Genomic DNA, 24,750 nt, shown 5'->3' with positions numbered 1-24,750 from the left:
GAATTTTCACAGTACTTAGGTTTTTTACTTTTCTTGACCATACTAACTATAGGGTTTTGGTTGATGTTTTTCTTAGTAGGTTTCGTATCTTATTGGGTTACGGGTGCTAGCTGGGAAATGTTCAAAGAGAAAAGAGCAAAGAAGAAACAAGAACAATCGATTTAATTTTAAGTTGATTTCATAAAAAAGGACCCGTTTTACGAGTCCTTTTTTTTATGCTAAATAATAAAAAATTTCAATAAAAAAATTCCAAATTCCAATTTTGTAAAACTTAATTGGAATTTGGAATTTTTAGTTTGGATTATAAGTGAGATTATCCCGGAAATTCTCCACCGCCATCACCATCATTTTTAGGTGCTCCCGGTTTTTCTCTGTCGCTTTTCGGTTTGTTGAAACGGTAGGTAAACGATAGATTGAATTGACGTCTACGGAACTGCATTTCACTGTAAGATTTTTGACTTTCAAGAGTAGTATCATTTTGAAGGTATGTATACGATCTCATGACTCTGGAGTTAAAAATATCACTGATATTAAAGGCAATTGTTGCTTTGTCTTTCAATACATCTTTACTGAAAGCGGTATTCATACCAAATTGGTCTAAGATTTTACCTTGTGCTGTTTTTTGCTCGCCATTGAAGGTACCGCTTAACTGCCAGTCAATTTTGTAGGGTAACGTAACTTTTGAGCTGATTCTCGCGAACCAAGTGTTGGCTTGGTTGTTAAGGTTTTGCACAATGGTTTTGCCTTCCGTATCTACATAAGTGTTTTCTCCGGTTGTTTTTACATTGTAAAGATTGAAGTTACTGTTTAGTTTCCACCATTTATACGGACTGTAATTGAAGGTGAATTCGAAACCATATTTTTGCTCTTTTCCTAAGTTAATAGGACGGCTTAGAATAACAGGAATTCCGTCTACTTCGTCTCCATTTGGAGTTCTTACAAAGCTGAAAACATCTTTTGTGTTTTCGAAATAGGCAGAAGTGCTAAACGTTACTTTTTCCCATCTTTTGATATATCCTACATCAAATTTATCGGTTAATGATGGATCCAGATCCGGATTTCCCTGAAAAATATTAATGTTACTGGCATAATTAAGGGCAGGATTCATGAAACGTCCTCTGGGTCTTGATACACGTTTGCTATAGCTGGCTGTAAAATTACTCTGATCTGAAATTTCGTAGCTAACAAAAGCACTTGGAAACAAGTTGTTGTATTTTTTGGTGTTAAAAATACTGTTGTCTAATAGGTTTACCTGAATATTAGTGTCTTCCCATCGTAAACCAAATAAATAAGAGAATTTATTAACTTTCAGACCATATTGTGCGTAAAGGGCATTGATGTTTTCTTTGTACTCTAAAGTGTTTGATTTTTTTGGATCTATAACATAGTTTCCATTGATGAGGTTTGTAACGTTGTATTCGTTGTTTAAGTCTCCAAAATTTCCTTTGTATCCAGCCTCAAACTGGCTTCCTTTTCCTAATGGAAGAATGTAATCTGCCTGAAGTTGTACTTGTTTTTGTACCTGATCGTTTAGAGTAGTATTAGAGGTAGGTAATGCTGTAATAATACCGTCACTGTCATCTGTGTTTCTTGAAATCGATAAATCGGCAGTAAGTTTGTGTCCTTTATCGTTGAAATTTTTGATTAAGTTTGAAGTAAATTCTACGTTTTCGCTTCCGGTATCGGCATTGTTTAAACGAGAAGTTGTTCCTGTAAAAGCACGAGCGGCATCAAAGTTATTGTAGTTAATATAATCTTTGTCCTCACCTGAGTTTTTTTGATAATTGATGGCATTGGTCCAGAAGGTGTTAGGTGCAACTGTCCATTCCATTCCAGCCCTTGCGTTAAAGCCGTTTCTAATTCTTTTAGTGTCGCGATCTTCGTCTAAATAACCTTTTGGAGATCCATCAGCATTATAATAGGAAGTATTGGTTAATCCTCGACCTTCATTGGTTCTGTAGTTGTAACCCGCTGTAGTAAAATAATTGAATTTTTCAGTTTTATAGTTTAAGTTGGCACTTAAACCATAAGTTTCAGGAAGTCCGGTTGAGGCGATAAAAGTTCCGTTAAAGCCCTGGTTTTTTCCTTTTTTAAGAATAATATTGATGATTCCCGATCCTCCCTCTGCATCATAACGTGCCGATGGGTTGGTGATTACTTCTACTTTGTCAATAGCATCGGCTGGAAGCTGACGTAAAGCTTCGGCTACATTGATGGCATTTGATGGCCTTCCGTCAATTAAAATTCGGATATTGTCACTGCCTCGTAAGCTTACATTTCCTTCAGTGTCTACAGAAACTGAAGGGACATTGTCTAAAACGTCACTTACAGTTCCGCCTTTTACCATCATGTCCTGTCCAACGTTGTAAACTTTCTTGTCCAGTTTTATTTCAACGCTTGATTTTTCGGCACGAACGACAACTTCATTTAACTGCGCAGCATCTTCCGATAGATTAACAATGCCTAACGTAGTGTCTCCGGAAATTATTTTTCCTTTGATTAAAGTGGGTTTGAACGAGATAAATTCGACTTTTATATCGTAAGTCCCCGGTGCAACAGCAACGTCAAATTCACCTTTTGGATTGGTGATTCCACCAGCTATAACTTTGGTGTCATTTGGAGCTGTGATCGAAATGGTAGCGTACTCAAGAGGTTGTTTGCTTATTTTTTCGAAAACTTTCCCGGTAACTTTTACCTTGTTTTTAGCAGGTGGTGCCTGTTGTGCATAGTTGTAGAAACTTGTAAGAAAGGATACAAGTAATACAGCAAATTTGATTTTCTTCATTGTGATTTTTGGTTTCAATTACTCTTTAGACGGCAAATGTAGCTTTTGGTTTAAAGAGAAAAATCACAAAAATATGTTAATATGGTTCTTTATAATTGATCTAAAAAAGAAGCTACCAAATCCGGATCTCTTCCAATGATTGCTTTGCCGTCTTTTACAACAATTGGGCGCTCGATTAGAATAGGATGCTCAATCATAGCGGCTGTAATTTGGTCGTCGGTCAGATTTTTTCCTTTGTAGTTATCAATCCATACTTTTTCTTTAATTCTTACCAATTGCAGGGGCTGAAGGCTTAGTTTTTTAAGAAGTTCTTTTAACTCATTAAAGTCCGGAGTTTCGGTGAGATAGGGAATGATTTGATATTCCTGTTTTGTTTCTTCAAGAAAAGCCAGACAAGTTCTTGATTTTCCACAACGTGGGTTATGATAAATTTGTATCATTTTGATATATTTAAATTGCTGTAAGATAATTAAACTAAAAATAGGTATTTTAGCAGTGCCAAAAATAAGATTTAGTTATTAAATCGAATTCTCATTTTTAAATTATTATAAGTATGTTTTTAGAACAAGGAATTAAACCTCACAATAAGTTCTGGTTGTATCTTTTAGGATCGGTTTTGATAATTTTAGCGTCATTTATTGGTCAAATTCCTTTTTCTGTTGCGGTATTTTATAAAAGTTATATTTCCGGAGAATCTTTTCCTGCTGATAATGGGGCTATAATGAGAATTTTTGAACTTAATCTGACGTTGTTTTTGGTGATGATTTCTTTTGTTTTTGCATTCGCTGGGGTTTATTACGTGGTGAAATATTTGCACCGTCAGACTTTTTTATCAGTTACTACTTCCAGATCGGAGGTAGATTGGAGACGGATAAGCTTTTCTTTTTTACTATGGGCTTTGTTCTCTGTTTTAAGCTTTCTGGTGCTTTATCTGAATGCTCCCGAGAATTTTGTTTGGAACTTTAAACTCATCCCTTTTTTAATTTTAGTGGTTTTAGGGGCAGTATTGATACCAATTCAAACCTCTACCGAAGAATATGTCTTTAGGGGATACCTCATGCAGGGGTTTGCTAATTTGGCACAAAACAGATGGTTTCCGCTCCTAATGACTTCGCTGATATTTGGCTCGATGCATATTCTGAATCCCGAAGTTGAAAAAATGGGGTATATAGTGATGGTGTATTATATAGGGACCGGTTTGTTTCTGGGTGTAATTACCTTAATGGATGAGGGGATGGAATTGGCGTTAGGTTTTCATGCGGCAAATAATTTAGTGGGAGCTTTATTAGTGACTTCCGATTGGTCTGTTTTTCAAACGCATTCGCTTTTTAAAGACACCTCAGAGCCTTCGGCAGGTTGGGATGTAATACTGCCGGTAGTGGTGGTTTATCCTATTTTGCTTTTTATTTTTAGCAAAAAATACAAATGGAACAATTGGAAAGAAAAATTAACGGGTAAAATAGTTGTTGTAGAATCTTCAAATTAAAACATACAGTCATGTCAAAACTAACACATAAAAATGTTCATAATTATTTTAAGTTGAATGGTTATCATTTAAATGGAAAGGATTTATGCCGCATAGGGTATAGTTACATCAAAGAAGGAGATGTGTACGAGAGAGCCATTGGTGAATTTTTACTGGACTGGTTCGATAAGAAAGACTTTATTGAAATGACAACTTCGGGTACAACCGGGCTTCCGAAATTAGTACGCTTAGAAAAACAGGCTATGATTCAGTCGGCTTTGGCAACGGGTGATTTTTTTGGTCTGAAGCCTGGTGACAAGGCATTGCTTTGTTTGCCTACACAGTTTATAGCTGGTAAAATGATGCTGGTTCGAAGTTTAATTTTAGGTTTGGATATTGATGTGGTATCACCAAGTACTGCGCCTTTGGCTTTAAATAAAACACAATACGATTTTGTTGCGATGGTGCCTTTACAGGTTCAGAATTCTATAGTAGGATTAAAGAATGTTAAGAAGCTAATCATTGGTGGTGCTAAAATCGACAGTGCTCTGGAAGAGCAATTGCTTCCATTAAAAACGCAAATTTACGAAACTTACGGCATGACGGAAACCATTACGCATATCGCTGCTAAAAGAGTGGGAGAAAAGGCGTTCTCGATTCTTCCTAATGTGAAAATAAGCAAAGACGATCGTGATTGTCTGGTTATCCATCTGTCTTCGGTATCTAACGAGCCTATCGTCACAAATGATCTGGTGGAATTGGTGAATGAAAACCAGTTTGTGTTTTTGGGACGAATAGATAATGTAGTGAATAGTGGAGGAGTGAAGTTGATTCCGGAGCAAATAGAAAGTAAGCTGATAGGAAAAATAAATAGCCGGTTTTTTGTAACCGGAGTTCCTGATATCGTTTTGGGAGAAAAATTAATTTTGGTGATAGAAGGAGAAAAACAAGAGTTTGCTTCTGATTTTTTTGATGTATTGGGAAAATATGAAAAACCAAAGGAGATTGTTTTTGTCCCGAAGTTCAAAGAAAATGAGAATGGGAAACTGTTGCGTAAGCCTAGTTTGGTGTAAAAAACACTTTGTCGAAAGTAAGAAAAATTAGCTATATTTATAAGGTATTAACTTTAAAACCTAATAATTATGAAATTTATCTTAAATCTAACAAATGTTGAGCAATTGAGTAAAAGCGAATTAAAGCAAATTAAAGGCGGTGATTTTATTTATTATTTAAATGGTTATCAATTGCGATGTGCCAAGCAGTTAACACAACCGCCAACATGTGGCAATATCCCATCATATTGTTTGATTTCGCCAGATATGTGTCCAAATTGATCCTTGGTAAACAATAGAAAAAAGAAATTCCAAATTCCAACTTTATCGTTTGGAATTTGGAATTTTTAATTTGGAATTTTTTATAGTAATTAAGCCTTTCTCTCTAAAAGCGCCATATAGAATCCGTCAAATCCAGATTCTGAGGCTAGTATTTTGCGATCTTTAATAAATGTAAATTGCTTTCCAATTTCGGTCTTTAAGAATTTCTCTACCTGTTCCTGATTTTCTGATGGTAAAACGGAACAAGTGGCATAAACTAATTTTCCACCCGGTTTTACAATTTTCGAATAGCTTTCCAAAACTTCGGACTGAACTTTACGAATGTTATCGATAAACTCCGGTTGTAATTTCCATTTTGCATCAGGGTTTCTTTTCAAAACTCCTAAACCGCTACAAGGTGCATCAATTAAAACGCGATCGGCTTTTTCATGCAGCTTTTTGATCACTTTTGTAGTGTCAATAATACGGTATTCAATATTAAAGGCGCCATTTCTTTTGGCTCTCAATTTTAATTGTTTCAGTTTGCTTTCGTACAAATCCATTGCAATCAATTGCCCTTTGTTTTCCATCAACGAAGCAATGTGTAATGTTTTTCCTCCGGCTCCGGCGCACGTATCTACCACACGCATTCCTGGTTTTACATCCAGAAAACCCGCTACCAATTGTGAGTTGGCATCCTGAACTTCAAATAGACCTTGTTTAAAGGCATCTGTCAAAAATACGTTGGCTCTTTCTTTTAAAACCAAAGCTTCAGGTTGATCTTTTAAATATTCAGTTTCAATATTTAAATCCATCAACGTGTTTCTTAAGTTTTCCTTAGTACCTTTTAGTGTATTGGTTCTTAAGATAACTTTTGCAGGTTGATTTTGAGCCGCAATTTCTTTTGACCAAACGGCCTCTCCTAATTCTTTTACTCCTAATTCATCCATCCAGTCCGGAATAGATTCTCTAAAAGCTCTGGTTTTAGAAAGTTCGTCAAAACGACCTTTTATTTTTCTCTCAGGAGTTCCCTCCAATTGTCTCCAATCCGGAATAGGGTATCCTCTTAAAACAGCCCAAACCGCAAACATTCTCCATAAATTATCTCTGTCGAATGGTTCTTTAACTTCTGCAATTTCTGCGTATAATCTTTTCCAACGAACAATTTCGTATATCGTTTCAGCAACAAACTTCCTGTCAGAACTTCCCCAACGTTTGTCTTTTTTTAAGGCTCTGGCTACCACTTTATCCGCATATTCTCCTTCGTTGAAAATTGCGTTTAAAGAATCGATGGTAGTATAAACTAAATTTCTGTGTAATCTCATTTTAATTATTTGAGTTGCAAAGGTACTATTAATTGAAAGTTAAATTTTTAATTTTGATAGTTATTTAACTTCTTTTTTAAAAGAAAAAAAAACACTCTAATAAAGTTTAAAAGAGTGTTTTCTGAGTATGTTTTTAAATGATTTATTTTGTAATTCTTGTCAGTCCAATATTCTCCGGAGCGTGAAGCACCATTGGGAATTTCTCTATTTTTACTGAACTACTGTCTAAACCAAAAGCTCTTTCTTCAGATAAACTCAGTTTTTTAATGAAGAAATAAGAGTTCATAATGATGTTTTCATGCCATCTTAAATCGTTGTCATTGGATAAAAACTTCTCCGACAGTACAAATTTAAAGTCTCCAATAATATTGTTCTTGTTTAAAGATTCGTAGCGACTGGTAATGTCTACTTCACCTCGTTTTACCATATCACGAATTACTTCTCTAAACATTAAATTGATTTTTGTAGGTTCTCTGAATCCTAAATTAAAATCGATTCTATAAATATCATCTTTAGCAATTTCAGTAACCTTGTATTGTGTTTTATACGGTTCTGTTAAAATGTTTACGTGTACAAACCAGTATATGTCAGCTCTTTTCGGGCGTTTCTGCAAAATCGAATAAATTACTTTTTCTTCTAATTCATCAACACGATTGGCGTTGGTCATATAAACCAGGTGCGTTGCGTATTTTGGTATCGATAAGTCTTCACTCAATTCCATTAACACTTTTTTATAATCGTCAATTTTGATGATTTTGGTGTAGCTCTTATTAATTTTCTTAGCCAGATACCAGATCGTCATGATCGAGATCAAAAGGATCGCAATGATTAAAGTTACATAACCACCTTCAGCAAATTTAGTAATGTTAGCAATCAGGAAGCTGAATTCAATCAGTAAATAAATAGTGATTAACGGTACCATCAGGTACAATTTTACACGTTTCATTATCAGATAATAATTCAGTAAAATAGTGGTCATAATCATACATAATATAATAGCAAGACCGTAGGCATGCTCCATATTTCCTGATTTCTGAAAGTGTAAAACGATTCCAACACAACCAAAAAATAACAACCAGTTGATTGATGGGATATATAATTGTCCTTTTACTTCTGTAGGATATTTAATTTTAACTTTTGGCCAGAAATTCAAACGCATTGCTTCGTTGATCAAAGTAAATGACCCACTGATAAGTGCCTGGGAAGCAATTACCGCAGCCAAAGTTGCTACCACAATTCCGAAAGGAAGAAACCAGTGTGGCATAATTAAATAGAACGGATTTCCGTTTTCTCCACCCAGTTGTTGCAGTGTACTGCCTTCATGATGAATTAAATAAGCAGCCTGTCCAAAATAGTTTAATACCAACGCAGTTTTTACAAATACCCAGCTGATTCGGATGTTTTTTCTTCCGCAGTGCCCCATATCAGAGTACAATGCTTCGGCACCTGTTGTACATAAAAAGACAAAACCAAGCACAAAGAAACCATCAGGATGGATAGACAATAAATGATAAGCATAATACGGATTTACCGCTTTAATAACTTCAGGATGCTTTAGGATTTGAATCGTTCCCAGCGTTCCTAACATGGCAAACCAGATTAACATCATTGGAGCGAAAAACTTCCCAACGAGCTTGGTTCCAAATTGTTGTATGGTAAAAAGAATGAATAAGATTCCGATAACGATGTAAACAATGGTCTCTGTTTGCATGGTTGGATAGAACGCTCTGATTCCTTCTACAGCAGAAGAAATCGAAATGGGTGGCGTTATAATTCCATCGGCGAGTAAGGCACTCCCTCCGATGATGGCGGGCACAATGAGCCACTGAATTTTAGTCTTTTTGACCAGTGCATATAAGGCAAAAATTCCACCTTCCCCATGATTGTCGGCACTTAAAGTAATAAGTACATACTTTATCGTAGTTTGTAAAGTCAAAGTCCAAAAAACGCATGAAATTCCACCAAGAACAATATCAGAATTAATGGCATAATCACCAAGTATGGCTTTCATTACATATAATGGAGAAGTACCAATATCTCCATAAATAATTCCTAATGTTATCAATAAACCTCCTATAGACAACTTACTATGTAAGTTTTTATGCGATGCGCTCATGTATATTTTTATAAAAGACGGTTGCAAATTTACTGTTTTAAAACAAACTAACCTCAATTATAGCTAAAAAGATAAAAAAAAGCACAATAGTTAAATTGTGCTTTTCATTTTGTATAAGATTGGGAATTTGGTATTAAATTCGTCTACCGCCGTAACTTCTTCCGTTAGAACCGCTCTCTCTCTGTGGTTCACTGCCTCTGGATTCCTGACTTGCTCTTGGAGATTCGTAACGTTGTGTGTTTTGCGAACTCTGTCTCTCTGAATTCCCTCTGTTTTCAGAATAATTTCTGGAAGACTCATTTCTTGTAGGAGTCGAAACTCTTTCTGTGTTTCCATAGTTTTGCGAATTTCCTCTGGAAACATTCGAATTGTTTTGACCATAATCTCTTCTGCCGGTATTTTCAACTCTTACAGGATTTGTGCTTATGCCTGAATTGTCTCTGTTGTTAGAAGAGGTTCTGTTTGTAGTATAATTTCTGTCAGATGCTGTTCTGTTCTCGCCATAATTTCTGGTTGAGGTTCTGTTGTCTGTAGTAGATACTCTATCCGAATTTGATCTGTTTGTCGTGTATGTATTTTGATTTCTTCCGTAATCTCTGGTGGTAACACGTCTTTGATCCAGATCGTATCGGTTGCTGGCGTTAGAATTTCTCTGAGCAAAGCTGTAGTCAGGACGTCTCGTTTCGTAGCCATAGGTACGTCTCGTTTCATACAAAACAGGAGCTCTGTAACTTCTTCTCGTATTTACATAGTTGTAGCTATTGTTTACATTGATACACAGATTGATGTTGTTTCTGTATCTGTAAATCGGATAAGGTCTCCAGGCGGAATAATATCTTGGATAGTAATTCCATCCCCAGGTAGAACAATAAGGTCTGTAATTGGTTACCCAAAATGAAGTGTAAATTACGGGAACCACATTATAAACCGGTTCGTAAATATAATTGGCACCATATAAATAACTGTTACCAACAATCTGCACACTCACTTTGTTGTAATTATCTCTTTCTACATCAATTGTTGCAATATCCTGATAGACATCGCGGTCTAAAACCGCCTGAATAATGACAACGTGAGTTCTGTTTTCTACAGATTCGATTACACGTAAATAATCGACTTGATTATCGTTGTTTAAATCAAGATTTGAGATTTGATATCTGGGGTCATTCAAACGTCTTTCGAAATCCTGCAAATTCGCTGACTCCCCAAACATAGAAGCAACAGCTCTTAAGTCTAAATTATCGCTTATATCTGAATTTTTTGCATATACAGTAGTTTGACTTTGTACTTGAACAGAACTCAAGCCTATTGTGAGGAGGGCTATAAAAAGTAGTTTAGTTTTCATTTTCAAATCATATTAAGATTAATATTTGGAGGTATCCAATTACTGTGCCAGAAAAAAAAGCGAAACTTATTTCAGGTGTTATAAATAATTGTATTTTAGCGCTAAAAAACTAGTTTATATGAGAAAAGTAATATTATTTTTAGGTGCTTTAATTTTATTGATGTCTTTTAAAACCTTGAATAATAGTGGGAAGGGAATTTTTAACACGGGTTTTACATCAATACAGATAGATACCTTGTTTCAGGATAAAATTAGTATTAGAGCCATCTCAATCGATAAAAATAAAATTTGGTATGGTGCAGATAACTCTCGTTTTGGATTTTATGATTTAGATAAAAAAGAAAAGTTTGAAGATCATATTTATCGTGATACTTTGAAATTGGAATTCAGAAGTATAGCTCAAAATGCAAACAATATCTTTTTGTTAAGTGTAGGGAATCCTGCATTGCTTTATCAGGTTTCAAAAAAAACGCAGAAAGTAAAATTAGTATATAAAGAAGTTAATCCGAAAGTGTTTTATGATAGTATGCAGTTTTGGAATGATAAAGAAGGAATTGCGATTGGAGATCCTACAGAGGATACTTTTTCGATTATTATCACACGCGACGGAGGAGAAACGTGGACTAAAGTATTGTCGGATAAATTGCCTACGAATGCAGAAGGTGAAGCAGCTTTTGCGGCCAGTAATTCCAATATTGTCATAAAAGGTAATGATACCTGGCTGGTTTCGGGAGGTAAAAAAGCACGTGTTTTTTATTCACCGGACAAAGGAAGAACCTGGAAAGCAATTGAAACTCCAATCGTGCAGGGGAAAACCATGACCGGTATTTTTACAGCCGATTTTTATGATGCGAAACACGGATTTATTGCCGGTGGAGATTACGAACTTCCAAATCAAAAAAAGGATAATAAAGCCTTTACTACTGATGGTGGTAAAACTTGGCAATTAATTGGTCAGGGCATGGGTTTTGGATACGCCTCATGTGTACAGTACGTTCCGGGTGGAAATGGCAAAGAAATTATTTGTGTAGGTTCTGAAGGAATACAATATTCTCAAAATGGAGGGGAGAACTGGACGCAATTATCAACTGATACAAAACTTTTTACCATTCGTTTTGTGAACAGAAATACTGCAATTGCTGCAGGGCATAATAAAGTAATCCGAATCCGATTTAAATAAAATAACAAGAACCCCAAATAATAAAGTAAGTATTATTATATGGGGTTCTCGCTGCTGTTGTTTTGTTTATTAATTTTTACCGGCTTTGTCTCGATATTGTTTTAAAAGTTTGCGATTAAAGTCGTCTTCTGATTTTTTTAACTTTAATATTTTCCTGGCAGAAAGTATCTTTTTTAAATTGCTGTTGTATTTGTCGCGAAGGATGTATAATTCTTTGTCTGCGCTTTCGATTTGTGATAGGAGTGATGCAGCTTCTTTTTCAGACATCGAGCTAATGTTGTCATCGTCTAATTTACGCAGATACATTTTCATTTTTTCGTGGCGCAATTCGTATTGCTTATCATCGTATGTATTGTAGATGGGCCAGAATTTTTCGGCTTCTGTTGAGGTTAGTTCAAGTTCTGTTGTTAAGAAAGAAACTTTATAAGCTTTAATTTTTTCCCGTTTTTCATCCGTTTTGTCGCTCTGAGCATAAAAGGAGAAAGTGATAAAGAATAGAATTATTGGTAGTATATTTTTAATTTTCATCTTTTGAAATTTTTGTTTTATTCTGAAATTAAATTTTCGATATTTGGATTGGTAGCCAGGATATCTTCAAGTGTTTCCTGTTCAAGGGCAACATTTTTATTAAGTTTATCAATGTCTTTATCATCCAGTTCACGAATCAAATCGTATTGGTTTAAATTCGACTGATAAGATAAATACGTTTCCAGAGTGTCTTCGTCAAGGTCTTTGGATGTTTTGTTGTAATTGTTTACTATAGGAATCAGTAACCCTATAAAAATAACCGCAGCAGCCGCGATTGAAAGTACTTTTTTACGTTTGTAAATTGGGATTACTTTTGTTTCTTTCTTTTCGTTTATTTGTTGTAAAACCTTTGTCGAAAAATCATCAAAATAATTTTCCGGAGTCTTAAATCCAGTTTTTATTTTCGGTTCGTTTTCTAATTTAAATGTTTTCATAATAGCTATTAGACAGTTGTTGTTACAAAAGGTTTAATTTGAGGTAACATATATTTCAATTTTTTTTACAGCGTGATGATAGGATGCTTTTAAAGCACCGACTGAAGTTCCCAGAATTTCGGCAATTTCTTCGTATTTCAATTCTTCAAAATATTTCATTTTAAAAACCAATTGCTGTTTTTCCGGTAAGGTCACAATTGCTTTTTGAAGTTTGATCTGAATTTCATCTCCGTCAAAATAAACATCTGCTTTTAAATTGTCGATAGTTTTATTCTGAAGGGCTTCAGAAGTTAATCCGTTAAGTTTTGCTTTTTGACTTAAAAATGTCAGAGCTTCGTTGGTTGCTATTCGATACATCCACGAGAAAAGTTTGCTTTCCCCTTTAAAGTTTTTTAAATACTGAAAGACTTTTACAAAAGTATTTTGCAAAACATCATCTGTATCGTCATGGTTCAAAACAATATTCCGAATATGAGAATACAGCGGTTTTTGATAATCAGACACGAGTTTTTGAAACGCAGTATTTTGCGTTGCAGGATTTAATAATTGTTGAATAAATTCCTTCTCGTCTGCCAAATTCCGTTATTTATGGTATTAGAATGAATTTTAAACAAAAGGTTTAATACACCTTTAATTATTTTTAGAATTCCGATTCTTCTTCAGGTGTTTTAGGGGTTTCTGCAGGTTTTACAGCTGCCGGATCGGTAGTAGCAGGTCTGTAAACAGGAACTTTGGCTACCGGTATTACTTTAGGTTTTGTTGGATAGTAAATTTCGGTCATTAGTTTCGACGGGCTTTTTACATCCAGTTTGCTCATGGTTAGAATTTCAAGATGCGACCAGCTTAAATCAGGAGTGATTTTTTCGTTATTGATAAAAGCGGTTGTTTTTTTAATGGCTTCGTTAAGATGTGTATAATCGCCTTTTAAAGTGGTTTTTACCGCTTCAAAGCCATTTAGTTTTCCACCGGAAATGTCACTTCCTGACGTGGTTAGGATTTCTCGAATTGTAGGTAAACAGATTGAAATTTTAGCCAGTCCTGTTGTGATGTCGTAGGTGTGATAAATAATAAAAGGTTTGCCATTGGTCGATAAACCATTGTTTTTGCTAAACTCTATAAGTTTCGGAATAACGATTCTGGCATTCTTGCTTATTTTTCCAATTTCACTTGTAAAAGTTTGTCTGATGTATGGAGTTTCGATTTTCTTTACCAAACCGTTAACTTTTATAGAGTATGTTTTTGTTTCATAATCTAAGTTTTTGTCGATGTTTGCCAGACTTTTTTCATAAATGGTTCCAATCACTTTATCGGAACCTCCATTTAGAGCGGTATAGATTTTAAATAAAAAACTCATTGTTCCTGAGGCTTTCCAGGTCACTTTTGTTTTTCCGGCCAAAGTATCTTTAAAAGTCCAGTTTACATCAGCTTCCGTTCCGTCATATTTCATTTTTTGCTGAATGCTTTCTCCGTCCTTTGTTTTTAATGTAATGGCATTCCCATTTCCTTCAGAACCAGCCCAATAAAAAGAGGCGCCATTTCCGACAGTTTTATTGGGAAATGTCATTTTGATCGAAGGATCTTCGACAGACCAGGATTCAAAATCTTCATAATTTCTAAAATCATTAATGTAATTGTATACTGTAGCTTTTGGTGAGTTGATCACTTTGCTTCTTTCAACAGAAAATATTCCTTTTTGAGTGGCGACAAAAACGGTAAGGGCAACAAGGCTTAATAATAGTAGTAGGAATAGATATTTAAGAATCTTCATTGGAGTGGTTTATTTGGAGTCGTAAAGTTATAAAATTTATTACTAGTCGCACTAATATCACTATGATAAAAGTATATTTTATGCAATTATCGTGATCCGGAAATGTTTTAAATAAAACGTTCTTAAAGCGGTTTAATTATATGCCTCAAAGAAATATTATTGCGTGTAATTGATTTTAATACACAGAGATATGGGTTTTTTAGCTGAAGGTAAGGTATTTCGCTTATTTGAAAAATACGAAACGATCTCTTTGAAAGAAGGAGTTTCTTTTTTAGGCTTAAAATCGATGTTTCTATGTAGTGAAAATATAGCTCTCCGGCTAAAATTAGTTGCGTTCAAATAATGAAATGCCTTTTCGGAATTATCTTTTGAAGAAAAATTTGATCACAAATAAAATGGCGATAAAAAGTAAGAAGATCAGTAGTACTTTATAATTTCCCTTATAAAAAACCTTGTGCAAAGCAAGGTCCTTTCGATAAGCGAATATCATTACGATTACGAATACAATAAAAAAACAGAGGCCGAATATTAATTGTCCTTGACTAAACATAGTTTGAAATTATTTTTGGCAAATTTAGAGAATTGTATACGAATTGTTGCTAATTTGCCATTTCATTTAATCAAATAATATCATGAAGAAACAACTTGATGCAGTTACTGAATTTCATACTGCTTTTAGAATAGGACATAGTCTGGAGCCAATTGCTGATTTAGGAGAGGTCAAAAAACTGCTTCGTTATAATTTAATGAAAGAGGAAAATGAGGAGTATCTGGAAGCGGTTCAGAATAATGATTTAGTTGAAATTGCTGATGCTCTTGGAGATATGATGTATATTTTGTGCGGAACCATTATCGAGCACGGTCTGCAGGATAAGATAGAAGCTGTTTTTGATGAAATTCAGCGCAGTAATATGAGTAAACTAGGTGAAGACGGTCAGCCAATTTACAGAGAAGATGGAAAAGTGATGAAAGGACCGAATTATTTTAAACCTGATTTTTCAAAATTGCTTTAGCATAAAAAACCCGACAGGTTTTAAAACTTGTCGGGTTTGTTTTATAGAGGTGCCTTTCGTTACTGTACTTTTACAGTCCAGCCAAAAGTATCTTCTGAAAGTTTATTTTGAAGACTTGTTAATTTTTCTTTCAATAAAGAAGCGTAAGAATTCTCAAGCGGTGTCATTTCGTAGTACACATCCTGATAAGAGAAACCTTTGATTACGCTTATCACAGCAGCAGTCCCTGCTCCGAAAATTTCTTTTAATGCTCCGCTTTTTGCAGCTTCTACCAATTCTGATACCAGAACCGGACGAACATCAACTTTAAGACCTTCTTTTTCTGCCATAGCAATTAAACTTTTTCTGGTGATGCCATCTAAAATTCTTTCGCTTGTTGGAGCGGTTAGTAAAGTGTCGTTGATTCTGAAGAAAACGTTCATTGTTCCTGCTTCTTCCAGTTTTGTATGCGTTGCATCATCAGTCCAGATTACCTGTTGGAAACCGTCTTTGTTTGCCAGGTTAGTTGGGTAAAACTGTGCTGCGTAGTTTCCGGCAGCTTTTGCAGCTCCAATTCCTCCATTTGCTGCTCTACTGTAATGTTCAGCGATAATTACTTTTACTTCACCAGCATAATAAGACTGTGCAGGAGAAAGTAAAATCATGAATTTATATTCGTCAGAAGGATTTGCTACCACACCGGCACCAGTTGCAATCATGAATGGACGGATGTACATACTGCTTCCGTTTCCTTTTTGAATCCATTCCTGGTCAATTTTCAATAATTCATTCAAACCATCCATGAAAATGCTTTCCGGAATTTCTGGCATTGCCATACGAACCGCAGAGTTGTTAAAACGTTTGAAGTTTTCATCAGGTCTGAACAGCCAAACATCATTATTGTCATCTTTATAAGCTTTCATTCCTTCAAAAATAGCTTGTCCGTAGTGAAAGACTTTTGAAGAAGGATCCATTAAAATTGGAGCATAAGGCTTAACGACAGGGTTTTGCCATTCTCCATTTTTAAAATCACATTCGAATAAATGGTCTGTAAAAACAGAACCAAAGCTTAGGTTTTGAAAGTCTACTCCGCTTATTTTCGACGAAGTTGCTTTTCTGATTTCAATTTTGTGTGTTTGAGTTGTACTCATAATTAATTATGTAAAGTTTTTTAGGTAATTATCATTAATAGCGCAGAAAATCTAAAGCAATGATCTGCTGTGATATAGATTTTACTGAATGCAAAATTAAGTAAAAATATATAATTTACTTAGTAAAACTGCATTATTTACGGGCTTTAACTGAGATTTATTTATCTTATAATAAAGTGAAAAAATTAAGACATTTTTATAAAGAATTTATGAAAAATGAACCGTTTTTTAAGGCTTTACGCATTTGTTTTGACTAAATTTGGCACTTAAAAAGGTCGAAAATACCATTAGAGACGGATTGTAAATTCTGAAAAAGGTGAAAAGAGAAATAATTAAAACGCTAGATGGTTCAACCACAATTCATTTGCAAGAGTGGGATGAGTGTTATCATTCGAAACACGGAGCAATTCAGGAGGCGAAACATGTATTTATAAAAAATGGTCTTTCGTTGTTTGATAGTGACCCGGTAAGTATTCTTGAAATAGGTTTTGGAACGGGTTTGAATGCTTTTATTACTTTTTTAGAATCCAGTCAAAAGCAACAGCCAATAGATTATGTTGGAGTAGAAGCTTATCCTGTTGATGCGAAAGAGGTGTTGGCTATGAATTATGTCGACGAATTAGGGGCTGCGGCTTATAAAGAGGTTTTTGAGAAAATGCATGAATGCGAATGGAATCAGAAAGTTGCCATCACTAACGATTTCAGCTTAACCAAAAGGAAACAATTTTTTGATGAAATCGATGATTTTGAAATTTTTGATTTGATTTACTTTGACGCCTTCGGATATCGGGTGCAGCCGGAGCTTTGGAGCACCGAAATCTTTAGAAAAATGTACAATAGTTTAAAGCCAAACGGAGTGTTGGTAACCTATGCAGCTCGTGGAGTTGTTAAAAGAAGTATGATTGAGGTTGGATTTACTGTCGAAAAATTGGCCGGGCCGCCTGGAAAACGTGAGATGTTTCGGGCTTTTAAAAAGGTTTAAATGAGTTGTTTAGAACGATTCTATATTGATTTATATGCATTAAGAAATCGTATTCGTTGCTAAAGTTTTTAAAATAATAAGTTAAAATCGGTACTAGTGAATGATATTTGTTTAAATTTGTTGCGAGTTTGAAAATATAGATAACCCCCAAAAAATCTTATTTTATTATGTCAAAAATGATGTTTGATTACACGAAATCAATACTTGAGAGAGTAAGTTTCGACCCGATACTTTTCTGTAAAGAATTAGAGAAAGCTATCAAGACACTGTTACCGTACGAAATGGAACAATTGCAAGAATGGTTATTAAATTTCATTATTGAAAAACCGGAATTAAAACAAAGTCTACTACTGATCAAAGTATAAAAAAAAGGAGCCAATTGGCTCCTTTTTTATTGTTATTTCTTTTGTAGCGGACTTATGATCTGAACGTTCTGAAAAACAATTGCTCCTTTAACCACTCCGGCAATTGTAGATCTTAGGGCGTCAATGATTTGCATTTTTAATTCGCTCTTTGGGTAAATCAAACTTACCTCACGAGCTGGTTTAGGTTCCTTAAAGTTGCGTAGTTTCTGTTTGTCGGAATCTTTTAAATCTAAGGTGTGCAGGTACGGAAGTAACGTTGTACCCAAGCCTTCGTCGGCTAGTTTAATTAGAGTTTCAAAGCTTCCACTTTGAATCTGAAAATTATTCTGATCGAGGTCACTGGCATTTTTACACAAATTTAAAATCCCGTCTCTAAAACAATGTCCGTCCTGAAGCAACAGGATTTCGTTGATATTTAAGTCCGCAACTTCAATTTCTTCTTTTTGAAAACTGGCGTGATGTTCCGGTATATAAGCGACAAAAGGCTCAAAATACAATACAATTTCTTTTATTTTTTCGTCTTCAAGGGGAGTAGCAGCAATAGCAGCATCAAGATGACCATTTTTTAGCTTCAGAATGATTTCGTCCGTATTAAGCTCTTCAATCAATAGTTTTACTTTTGGATATTTCTTAATGAAGTTGTTTAAAAACATAGGTAAAAGTGTGGGCATAATGGTCGGGATAATTCCCAAACGGAATTCTCCTCCAATGAAACCTTTTTGCTGTTCTACAATGTCTTTAATACGATCCGCTTCGTTTACAATATTCTTGGCTTGGTTTACAATTTTTTGACCAATATCGGTAAGCTGAATAGGTTTTTTGCTCCTGTCAAAAATCAGAATATTTAATTCTTCTTCGATTTTCTGAATCTGCATACTTAGCGTTGGCTGGGTAACGAAACATTTTTCGGCAGCAAGCGTGAAATTTTTATGTTCGGCAACGGCTAACACATATTGCAATTGAGTTATAGTCATTTTGATAGTAATTTTTGATGCAAAAATAAGAAAATATAATTTTTTTTTATATTATTTTAAAAGAACTTATCTTAAATTTGTAGTAATCATATTATAAAATGAAAACTATGAAGACAAATATTTTAGGATTACCAGTAAAAGAATCAGAATTGTTAGTAAAAGAATTAAATATTCTGTTATCAAATTTTCAGGTATATTACCAAAATTTAAGAGGAATACATTGGAATATTCGTGGTAAGCGTTTCTTTGATCTGCATGTAAAGTTTGAAGAATTGTATACGGATGCCCAGTTAAAAATTGACATGATTGCAGAACGGGTTTTAACTATCGGAGGAACTCCTTTACATACTTTTGAAGATTATATTAAAAATAATAAATTAACTGTTGGAAAGAATATTTCAAACGACGAAAAAGCGGTTCACTTAATTGTAAATTCGTTGTCTGATTTGTTAAAAATTGAAAGAGAAATTCTAAAGCAGTCGGATGAAATTAACGATGAAGGGACAAATTCTATGATGAGTGACTTCATTGCCGAGCAGGAAAAAACAATCTGGATGATGAATGCATGGCTTGAAGAAGAGCTGTAATGTGTTGTTCCTAAAATGATTACTATAGCAGAATGGTCGGGTTTGATCATTCTGCTTTTTTATGTTTGTTAAATTTGTATAAATTTTTAGGCCTCTCGCTTTGATTTTATTTGTTTAACGCTATTTTTGTTCCAATGAAATTAGTCGCTCGTATATTATTATTCATATTTATTGCATTCTTGTCTACCCCAACTATAGTGACGGTGATGAAGAAAAGCAATGATGCGTCGCTATTTTTTAGTTTTTCTGAAGAGGAACATTCACATAAAGAACTTAAGGCTGCTGTTTATCCGGCAATACTTCAACATGAAGTTGTTATGCCAGTTTATATTGAAAAAAAGACCATAGTGTCTGAAAATATTGTAAAACTAGACAATATTTCTCCGAGCATTTTTGCTCCACCTCCGAACTTGGCATAATACTTCCGATTATTTTGAATTAAACTGCATTTGAATAAATGTGGTCAATCGTTAATGAATAATTTTTTTAGTATTGTATTATGACAAAAAAAATCAATCTTTTTGCCAACCTTAAATCTGATTTCGCTTCGGGTTTAGTGGTTTTCTTGGTGGCTCTTCCATTGTGTCTGGGTATTGCAATGGCTTCTGGAGCACCTTTGTTTTCAGGAATTATTGCAGGTGTTATTGGGGGTATCATTGTAGGGTATCTAAGCCAGTCACATATTAGTGTTTCCGGACCAGCGGCTGGGTTAACAGCAATTATTTTAACCGCTATTACTGATTTAGGTGCTTTCGATGTGTTTTTAATGTCTGTTTTTATTGCTGGATTAATTCAATTAGCATTAGGGTTTTTAAAGGCCGGAAGTATCTCAAATTATTTTCCAACAAACGTAATTGAAGGAATGTTGGCGGGTATTGGAATTATTATCATTCTGAAACAGTTGCCTCACGCTTTTGGTTATGATGCTGATTTTGAAGGTGATCAGGCTTTTATTCAGAATGACGGAAGCAATTCCTTTTCATTTTTGTTTGACGTTTTGAATCACATACATGTAGGAGCAGTTGTGGTTTCACTTGTTTCCTTTGTGATCTTAATTTCCTGGGAGAAAGTTCCTTTTTTAAAGAGGCTTAAATTAATTCCGGGAGCACTTGTTGCTGTTGTTGCGGGAGTACTTTTAAATGAGTTTTTTGTTTCAACAGGAAGCACATTGGCAATTGCAAAAGAACATTTGGTTTCTTTGCCAGTTCCAAAATCTTTTGATGAATTTAAATCTATTCTGATTACACCAAATTTTGCTGCGGTTACTAATCCGAAAGTTTGGGTGGTTGCAATTACAATTGCTATTGTGGCTTCTATTGAAACATTATTGTGTATTGAGGCTGCTGACAGAATGGATGTTCAAAAACGTTATACTAATACCAATGTTGAGCTTAGAGCGCAAGGAATTGGTAACATAGTTAGTTCTCTTTTAGGTGGTTTGCCAATGACATCAGTTGTAGTAAGATCATCTGCCAATAATAATGCAGGAGCAAAGTCTAAAATGTCTGCTATTATTCACGGTGTACTTTTGTTAATTAGTGTACTGTCAATCCCTACATTATTAAATAAAATACCATTGGCAACTTTGGCAACTGTTTTAATTTTAGTAGGTTACAAATTAGCAAAACCTGCAACGTTCAAACATTTCTGGGAAAAAGGAAAGTACCAGTTTATACCGTTTATTGCAACTTTGGTATTTGTTGTAGCAACAGATTTACTTAAAGGAGTTGCTTTAGGAATTGTTATCAGTATTATTTTCGTACTGAGAGGAAACCTGAAAAGAGCGTACAGTTTCAAAAAAGAAGAATACGAAGATGGAGATGTTATTCATATTGATTTAGCACAGGAAGTTTCATTCTTAAATAAGGCAGCAATTAAACTGACTTTAAATGAAATCCCCGAAAATTCGAAAGTGATTATCAATGCCGCAGATACAGAGTATATTGCGCACGATGTTTTAGATTTGATTCGCGAATTTAAAGAAACAAGAGCCATTGATGAAAATATTAAAGTAAAGCTGAAAGGATTCAAGAAAGCTTACGAGCTTGAGAATTCACCGGATATCAATAATCATGTATCTATTGAACATTATTATGATGTTGCCAAAAGAGCTTTAGTTCAAAAAGAAAAGGTAAAAGGAGATTTATAAATAAATTATATTAATTAAGGTATTTCTTGATTGTGAGAAGTATTAAAATTAGATAACTTTACAGTGAAGTTGTTTTTAATATATTTAAACATCTGGTAATACCATTCAAAAAACAAAAAAATGAGAGAGTTTTATAAGCAGTTACTTGAAAACAATAAACAATGGGTTGAAAAATCATTAGCGTTAGACCCAAACTATTTTGCTGATTTGGCTAAAGGACAAACACCGCCATTATTATGGATTGGATGTTCAGATAGCCGTGTTCCTGCAAACGAAATTATTGGAGCTAAACCGGGAGAGGTTTTTGTACATCGTAATATTGCCAACATGGTGGTGCACTCTGATATGAATATGTTGAGTGTTCTGGATTATGCTGTAAATGTTTTAAAAGTGAAACACGTTATTGTTTGTGGACATTATGGTTGTGGTGGTGTAAAAGCTGCTATGGGAAATCAGTCTGTTGGAATCATCGACAACTGGATTCGTCACATTAAAGATGAATATCGTTTACATGATAAGTACCTGAATTCAATCGCAGATGAAACAGAGCGTTTTAATGCTTTCGTTGAGATCAATGCTAAAGAGCAGGTTTACAATTTGGCTAAAACGTCTATTGTTCAAGGTGCTTGGAAAAACGGACAGGATTTAATGCTTCACGGATGGGTATATGGTTTGAACTCTGGTTTTGTAACCGACTTAAATGTAAATATCAGTTCGAATGAAGAATTAGATCAGGTTTATCAATTAGACCTATAGTATAAAAAAATCGCCTCAAAAGGGCGATTTTTTTTATTCGTTTTCATCCAGATTTTCATTAAAAGCAGACGGTAATAAAGTTGGAATAAATTTTATCAGAATTGGCAATAATAAACTTCCTCCAGGCAGTAAAAAGATCGTCAGTGATGGGATTGTTTTACAGATGTCTAGAAGCTGTTTTTTTACTTTTTTCTTTTCCTTGGCATCCAGATCTCTGGTGGTCGAATAAGCGAGCAGAACCATCAACTCTTTGCTTTGGATGATTTCCTTAACCAATCTGTTTTTGTTTCTTACAATTAGTTTTACCACACTATGGGTCATCTGATCGTAAAAATGTTTTACAGGATTGGAATAGTTGAAATAAGGAATCTTCTTTTTATGAGTGGTAATAAATGTATTCGTGGTTTCAATACTCTTGGTAATAAAATCGTCGGAAACGCCCATCATCGATCCTAAAGAGTATAAGAAGTAAGCTTCTTCATTTTCTACAACACCATCACTCCATAAAGCCATTCCGGCCATATCGATTAGATAATAATATTCGAGTTGGTTGTTGTAATAGTCCAGTTGTAAAGTTTCTAAAGTATCAACCGTTACTTTTGAAAATTTAGAATATCTGATCGAAGCTTCAAAAAGTTTAATTAACAAATCATCATGTTGCGATTTTATGGTTTTGGTTTTTAAAGCCAGAGCCACAATACCCAGTACCGTTTCTTCGATTCGTTTTAAGTATTTTTCAGGTATTGAACCATGTTCTAAATATTGCCTGAAAGCAAGGACATCAATAAACAGAAGCGCATTGGTCACTAAATGCGAAAAGTTTTTACTGATAATGCTGTCGTTGGTCTGAACCCTTTGGTCTATGATATTTTCTAAGGAAAGAGAAGGTGTGTCTTTCGGAAGTAAAATTTTGAATAAATTAAATCCTTCCGGACTCATTTCTTTGTAAAATTTTAAAACCTCAGAAATAAAATTATTGGGTTCTGAACTTCTTTTTTCTAAACAAAAAACGCCATACAAAGTATTTAATAAAGCTACTTTGGAAATTTCGGTTTTGAACCATCCTTTTATCGGAATCGGAATTTGAGAATCGATAGCAATGATGTGCCCGTAAATAAAACCGGTTTCTCTGACTTTATTGTAGAACGAGTCTGCGGTCTCAAAAGGTATAGCTTCTGAAAACTTCTGTTCGCTAAAAAACTTGTCTATCCAGCCTGGTGCCGATGGGTTAATCATTAACTTTTAATTTATAGCTGCAAAGCTATATCTTTTTCTTGTTTTAGGGTAAATTTTAAATGAAATAACCACCAAATTTTGTGAAAATGTGGTGGTTATTCTTTTTTATTTAATGATTCCGGCACAGGCCGCTCTTCCACCTGCATTTCCAGTAGGTTGTGTTGTAAAATCATCAGTTCCCTGATGAACGATTAATCCTTTTCCAAGAATATCTTTGGTTGCATCTCCACAGCCAATACACCATTCGTCAGTAGTTAGTGTTATAGTTCCGTTACCTTTAGCATCAGCCGTAAAGTTTCCGATATCTCCTTTGTGGTATTCAGCAACACCCCATTTCCCGTGTTTTTTAAAGGTTGGGTTCCAGTGGCCTCCTGCTGAACTCCCATCAGCAGCACTACAATCTGCCTTTTCATGAATGTGTATCGCGTGAACTCCCGGTTGTAGACCAGTCATTTTTGCAACAAAAGTTACTTTGCCATTTTTTTCGGTGAAAGTAGCGGTTCCGGTCACTGTGCTATTGCTTTTTGGCTCTAGAGTTACTGTAACGTTTTTAGCATCACTTGATTTTGTACTGGTCTTACAACCAATGATTAAAGCTGTAATTATAGCGAAGGAAACGATTATTTTTTTCATAATAGGAGGCTTTTATATTAAAGATTAAGTAAATTTAACATAAAATTCCGACATGGATTAGAGCGGACAGTTAAAAAAATCTAAAACTATTGATGGTAATTTAATGGGACTTTAAGTAAAGAACCCAAAAATATTACGTAATTTCGTATACCTCCGAATTAAAAAATGAAAATCAATACCTTAATTATTTTCTAATTTAATCTTAAATATTATGATCAAGAATATTTTAACTTTAGTTTTTTTGGGAGTTGTTTTAATTTCCTGCAATACATCTAAAACCCCAAAAGGGGATGCGGTTTCTAAACTTGAAGGAACCTGGGAGCTCAACTATATTAGCGGTCCAAGAATTGCTTTTGAAGGTTTGTATCCAAATAAAAAACCAACAATTAACTTTGATCTAAAAGAAAATCGCGTGTCTGGAAATAATGGCTGCAATTCTTTTAATGGAGCATTTGCCGTGACAGGAAATAAAATTGATCTGACACAGCCTATGGCTACAACCAAAATGATGTGTAAGGATGCACAGCAGGGGGAACAGGTTTTTATGAGTACTTTACCTAAAATAACCTCCTACGATATTACAGATGAAGGAAAAACATTGCACTTTATTTCTGGTGATATTGCCATGATGCGATTTAGCAGAAAATAGAGGTATCTTTTTAACCT

26 protein-coding genes are annotated in these 24,750 nt (G+C 34.6%); 12 read left to right on the top strand and 14 right to left on the bottom strand.

Annotation, left to right across the window (positions count from 1 at the left end):
• Positions 1–313 precede the first annotated feature (313 nt).
• Positions 314–2,785 carry a TonB-dependent receptor gene (locus tag AC3IS6_RS20755; protein WP_489162155.1) on the bottom strand — a complete coding sequence of 824 codons (2,472 nt, stop codon included), beginning with the start codon at positions 2,783–2,785 and terminating at the stop codon, positions 314–316.
• A gap of 89 nt (positions 2,786–2,874) precedes the next feature.
• A complete protein-coding gene (gene arsC / locus AC3IS6_RS20750) occupies positions 2,875–3,225 on the bottom strand; it encodes an arsenate reductase (glutaredoxin) (protein ID WP_489162154.1) in 351 nt (116 codons plus the stop codon).
• A 113-nt stretch (positions 3,226–3,338) separates the two neighbouring features.
• Here arsC and AC3IS6_RS20745 point away from each other — a divergent pair, with 113 nt between their 5' ends.
• The 3 genes from AC3IS6_RS20745 to AC3IS6_RS20735 all read left to right on the top strand — a co-directional run bounded on the left by AC3IS6_RS20745 (position 3,339) and on the right by AC3IS6_RS20735 (position 5,584).
• The gene (locus tag AC3IS6_RS20745; RefSeq protein WP_489162152.1) at positions 3,339–4,271 is read left to right on the top strand and encodes a CPBP family intramembrane glutamic endopeptidase; all 933 of its coding nucleotides are present in this window, start codon (positions 3,339–3,341) and stop codon (positions 4,269–4,271) included.
• 11 nt (positions 4,272–4,282) lie between these two features.
• On the top strand, positions 4,283–5,323 hold the full coding sequence (locus AC3IS6_RS20740) for an AMP-binding protein (protein WP_489162151.1): 1,041 nt from the start codon (positions 4,283–4,285) through the stop codon (positions 5,321–5,323).
• A 69-nt stretch (positions 5,324–5,392) separates the two neighbouring features.
• On the top strand, positions 5,393–5,584 hold the full coding sequence (locus AC3IS6_RS20735) for a bacteriocin (RefSeq protein WP_489162149.1): 192 nt from the start codon (positions 5,393–5,395) through the stop codon (positions 5,582–5,584).
• An 89-nt stretch (positions 5,585–5,673) separates the two neighbouring features.
• Here the strand turns inward: AC3IS6_RS20735 and AC3IS6_RS20730 are convergent, their stop codons facing one another.
• The 3 genes from AC3IS6_RS20730 to AC3IS6_RS20720 form a co-directional block, all read right to left on the bottom strand.
• Positions 5,674–6,888: an RsmB/NOP family class I SAM-dependent RNA methyltransferase gene (locus AC3IS6_RS20730; protein ID WP_489162147.1), complete on the bottom strand. Its 1,215-nt coding sequence runs from the start codon at positions 6,886–6,888 to the stop codon at positions 5,674–5,676.
• Positions 6,889–7,030: 142 nt separating this feature from the next.
• Positions 7,031–9,004 (bottom strand): KUP/HAK/KT family potassium transporter, encoded by a 1,974-nt coding sequence (locus AC3IS6_RS20725; protein ID WP_173968000.1) that lies wholly within the window; start codon positions 9,002–9,004, stop codon positions 7,031–7,033.
• 133 nt (positions 9,005–9,137) lie between these two features.
• Complete coding sequence (locus tag AC3IS6_RS20720; protein WP_489162145.1) at positions 9,138–10,349, bottom strand: hypothetical protein; 1,212 nt, start codon at positions 10,347–10,349, stop codon at positions 9,138–9,140.
• 118 nt (positions 10,350–10,467) lie between these two features.
• Between AC3IS6_RS20720 and AC3IS6_RS20715 the strand changes: the two genes are divergently transcribed.
• The gene (locus AC3IS6_RS20715; protein WP_489162144.1) at positions 10,468–11,529 is read left to right on the top strand and encodes a WD40/YVTN/BNR-like repeat-containing protein; all 1,062 of its coding nucleotides are present in this window, start codon (positions 10,468–10,470) and stop codon (positions 11,527–11,529) included.
• 69 nt (positions 11,530–11,598) lie between these two features.
• Here the strand turns inward: AC3IS6_RS20715 and AC3IS6_RS20710 are convergent, their stop codons facing one another.
• The 5 genes from AC3IS6_RS20710 to AC3IS6_RS20690 all read right to left on the bottom strand — a co-directional run bounded on the left by AC3IS6_RS20710 (position 11,599) and on the right by AC3IS6_RS20690 (position 14,809).
• On the bottom strand, positions 11,599–12,057 hold the full coding sequence (locus AC3IS6_RS20710) for a sensor of ECF-type sigma factor (protein WP_173968003.1): 459 nt from the start codon (positions 12,055–12,057) through the stop codon (positions 11,599–11,601).
• Between the two features lie 17 nt (positions 12,058–12,074).
• Positions 12,075–12,491, bottom strand: coding sequence for a hypothetical protein (locus tag AC3IS6_RS20705; protein WP_489162142.1), 417 nt, complete (start codon positions 12,489–12,491; stop codon positions 12,075–12,077).
• 33 nt (positions 12,492–12,524) lie between these two features.
• Positions 12,525–13,067, bottom strand: coding sequence for an RNA polymerase sigma factor (locus AC3IS6_RS20700; RefSeq protein ID WP_263361570.1), 543 nt, complete (start codon positions 13,065–13,067; stop codon positions 12,525–12,527).
• Positions 13,068–13,131: 64 nt separating this feature from the next.
• Positions 13,132–14,259, bottom strand: coding sequence for an SRPBCC family protein (locus AC3IS6_RS20695; protein WP_489162139.1), 1,128 nt, complete (start codon positions 14,257–14,259; stop codon positions 13,132–13,134).
• 361 nt (positions 14,260–14,620) lie between these two features.
• A complete protein-coding gene (locus tag AC3IS6_RS20690) occupies positions 14,621–14,809 on the bottom strand; it encodes a hypothetical protein (RefSeq protein WP_489162138.1) in 189 nt (62 codons plus the stop codon).
• Positions 14,810–14,891: 82 nt separating this feature from the next.
• Here AC3IS6_RS20690 and AC3IS6_RS20685 point away from each other — a divergent pair, with 82 nt between their 5' ends.
• On the top strand, positions 14,892–15,272 hold the full coding sequence (locus AC3IS6_RS20685) for a pyrophosphohydrolase domain-containing protein (protein ID WP_489162136.1): 381 nt from the start codon (positions 14,892–14,894) through the stop codon (positions 15,270–15,272).
• A 59-nt stretch (positions 15,273–15,331) separates the two neighbouring features.
• Here the strand turns inward: AC3IS6_RS20685 and AC3IS6_RS20680 are convergent, their stop codons facing one another.
• Positions 15,332–16,402 carry a branched-chain amino acid aminotransferase gene (locus AC3IS6_RS20680; protein WP_489162135.1) on the bottom strand — a complete coding sequence of 357 codons (1,071 nt, stop codon included), beginning with the start codon at positions 16,400–16,402 and terminating at the stop codon, positions 15,332–15,334.
• 316 nt (positions 16,403–16,718) lie between these two features.
• Between AC3IS6_RS20680 and mnmC2 the strand changes: the two genes are divergently transcribed.
• The gene (mnmC2, locus tag AC3IS6_RS20675; protein WP_489162133.1) at positions 16,719–17,384 is read left to right on the top strand and encodes a tRNA (5-methylaminomethyl-2-thiouridine)(34)-methyltransferase MnmC2; all 666 of its coding nucleotides are present in this window, start codon (positions 16,719–16,721) and stop codon (positions 17,382–17,384) included.
• A gap of 167 nt (positions 17,385–17,551) precedes the next feature.
• The gene (locus AC3IS6_RS20670; protein WP_017496117.1) at positions 17,552–17,749 is read left to right on the top strand and encodes a hypothetical protein; all 198 of its coding nucleotides are present in this window, start codon (positions 17,552–17,554) and stop codon (positions 17,747–17,749) included.
• 32 nt (positions 17,750–17,781) lie between these two features.
• Here the strand turns inward: AC3IS6_RS20670 and AC3IS6_RS20665 are convergent, their stop codons facing one another.
• Entirely contained in the window at positions 17,782–18,723 is a 942-nt protein-coding gene (locus AC3IS6_RS20665; RefSeq protein WP_173967804.1) for a LysR substrate-binding domain-containing protein, read from the bottom strand.
• 107 nt (positions 18,724–18,830) lie between these two features.
• On the opposite strand from AC3IS6_RS20665, the gene AC3IS6_RS20660 reads away from it, so the two are divergent.
• From AC3IS6_RS20660 to can, 4 genes are all read left to right on the top strand, one after another.
• Positions 18,831–19,310, top strand: coding sequence for a Dps family protein (locus tag AC3IS6_RS20660; RefSeq protein ID WP_173967805.1), 480 nt, complete (start codon positions 18,831–18,833; stop codon positions 19,308–19,310).
• Positions 19,311–19,444: 134 nt separating this feature from the next.
• Complete coding sequence (locus tag AC3IS6_RS20655; protein WP_173967806.1) at positions 19,445–19,729, top strand: hypothetical protein; 285 nt, start codon at positions 19,445–19,447, stop codon at positions 19,727–19,729.
• An 80-nt stretch (positions 19,730–19,809) separates the two neighbouring features.
• Positions 19,810–21,459, top strand: coding sequence for a SulP family inorganic anion transporter (locus AC3IS6_RS20650; protein ID WP_489162130.1), 1,650 nt, complete (start codon positions 19,810–19,812; stop codon positions 21,457–21,459).
• A 120-nt stretch (positions 21,460–21,579) separates the two neighbouring features.
• The gene (gene can / locus AC3IS6_RS20645) at positions 21,580–22,215 is read left to right on the top strand and encodes a carbonate dehydratase (protein WP_489162129.1); all 636 of its coding nucleotides are present in this window, start codon (positions 21,580–21,582) and stop codon (positions 22,213–22,215) included.
• A gap of 33 nt (positions 22,216–22,248) precedes the next feature.
• Here can and AC3IS6_RS20640 read toward each other — a convergent pair whose 3' ends face one another.
• Positions 22,249–23,451, bottom strand: a complete 1,203-nt coding sequence (locus AC3IS6_RS20640; protein WP_489162128.1) for an LETM1-related biofilm-associated protein — start codon at positions 23,449–23,451, stop codon at positions 22,249–22,251.
• A gap of 105 nt (positions 23,452–23,556) precedes the next feature.
• Complete coding sequence (locus AC3IS6_RS20635) at positions 23,557–24,084, bottom strand: superoxide dismutase family protein (RefSeq protein WP_489162126.1); 528 nt, start codon at positions 24,082–24,084, stop codon at positions 23,557–23,559.
• A 211-nt stretch (positions 24,085–24,295) separates the two neighbouring features.
• On the opposite strand from AC3IS6_RS20635, the gene AC3IS6_RS20630 reads away from it, so the two are divergent.
• A complete protein-coding gene (locus AC3IS6_RS20630; RefSeq protein ID WP_489162124.1) occupies positions 24,296–24,733 on the top strand; it encodes an META domain-containing protein in 438 nt (145 codons plus the stop codon).
• The last annotated feature ends 17 nt before the right edge of the window (positions 24,734–24,750 follow it).

The sequence above is a fragment of the Flavobacterium sp. KH_035 genome (genome assembly GCF_057839565.1).
The sequence above is the reverse complement of the archived record's forward strand: the minus strand, read 5'-3'. Positions and strand labels throughout refer to the sequence as shown.

Bases quoted from the DNA above. Each gene is read 5' to 3' on its own strand.
- AC3IS6_RS20745 (WP_489162152.1), top strand. From the start codon at position 3,339: ATGTTTTTAGAACAAGGAATTAAACCTCACAATAAGTTCTGGTTGTAT.
- AC3IS6_RS20670 (WP_017496117.1), top strand. From the start codon at position 17,552: ATGTCAAAAATGATGTTTGATTACACGAAATCAATACTTGAGAGAGTA.
- AC3IS6_RS20655 (WP_173967806.1), top strand. From the start codon at position 19,445: ATGAAATTAGTCGCTCGTATATTATTATTCATATTTATTGCATTCTTG.
- AC3IS6_RS20710 (WP_173968003.1), bottom strand. From the start codon at position 12,057: ATGAAAATTAAAAATATACTACCAATAATTCTATTCTTTATCACTTTC.
- AC3IS6_RS20660 (WP_173967805.1), top strand. From the start codon at position 18,831: ATGAAGACAAATATTTTAGGATTACCAGTAAAAGAATCAGAATTGTTA.
- AC3IS6_RS20740 (WP_489162151.1), top strand. From the start codon at position 4,283: ATGTCAAAACTAACACATAAAAATGTTCATAATTATTTTAAGTTGAAT.
- AC3IS6_RS20690 (WP_489162138.1), bottom strand. From the start codon at position 14,809: ATGTTTAGTCAAGGACAATTAATATTCGGCCTCTGTTTTTTTATTGTA.
- AC3IS6_RS20650 (WP_489162130.1), top strand. From the start codon at position 19,810: ATGACAAAAAAAATCAATCTTTTTGCCAACCTTAAATCTGATTTCGCT.
- AC3IS6_RS20735 (WP_489162149.1), top strand. From the start codon at position 5,393: ATGAAATTTATCTTAAATCTAACAAATGTTGAGCAATTGAGTAAAAGC.
- AC3IS6_RS20755 (WP_489162155.1), bottom strand. From the start codon at position 2,785: ATGAAGAAAATCAAATTTGCTGTATTACTTGTATCCTTTCTTACAAGT.
- AC3IS6_RS20730 (WP_489162147.1), bottom strand. From the start codon at position 6,888: ATGAGATTACACAGAAATTTAGTTTATACTACCATCGATTCTTTAAAC.
- AC3IS6_RS20680 (WP_489162135.1), bottom strand. From the start codon at position 16,402: ATGAGTACAACTCAAACACACAAAATTGAAATCAGAAAAGCAACTTCG.
- AC3IS6_RS20640 (WP_489162128.1), bottom strand. From the start codon at position 23,451: ATGATTAACCCATCGGCACCAGGCTGGATAGACAAGTTTTTTAGCGAA.
- AC3IS6_RS20720 (WP_489162145.1), bottom strand. From the start codon at position 10,349: ATGAAAACTAAACTACTTTTTATAGCCCTCCTCACAATAGGCTTGAGT.
- AC3IS6_RS20630 (WP_489162124.1), top strand. From the start codon at position 24,296: ATGATCAAGAATATTTTAACTTTAGTTTTTTTGGGAGTTGTTTTAATT.
- AC3IS6_RS20725 (WP_173968000.1), bottom strand. From the start codon at position 9,004: ATGAGCGCATCGCATAAAAACTTACATAGTAAGTTGTCTATAGGAGGT.
- AC3IS6_RS20665 (WP_173967804.1), bottom strand. From the start codon at position 18,723: ATGACTATAACTCAATTGCAATATGTGTTAGCCGTTGCCGAACATAAA.
- AC3IS6_RS20715 (WP_489162144.1), top strand. From the start codon at position 10,468: ATGAGAAAAGTAATATTATTTTTAGGTGCTTTAATTTTATTGATGTCT.
- AC3IS6_RS20705 (WP_489162142.1), bottom strand. From the start codon at position 12,491: ATGAAAACATTTAAATTAGAAAACGAACCGAAAATAAAAACTGGATTT.
- AC3IS6_RS20685 (WP_489162136.1), top strand. From the start codon at position 14,892: ATGAAGAAACAACTTGATGCAGTTACTGAATTTCATACTGCTTTTAGA.
- arsC (WP_489162154.1), bottom strand. From the start codon at position 3,225: ATGATACAAATTTATCATAACCCACGTTGTGGAAAATCAAGAACTTGT.
- can (WP_489162129.1), top strand. From the start codon at position 21,580: ATGAGAGAGTTTTATAAGCAGTTACTTGAAAACAATAAACAATGGGTT.
- AC3IS6_RS20635 (WP_489162126.1), bottom strand. From the start codon at position 24,084: ATGAAAAAAATAATCGTTTCCTTCGCTATAATTACAGCTTTAATCATT.
- AC3IS6_RS20695 (WP_489162139.1), bottom strand. From the start codon at position 14,259: ATGAAGATTCTTAAATATCTATTCCTACTACTATTATTAAGCCTTGTT.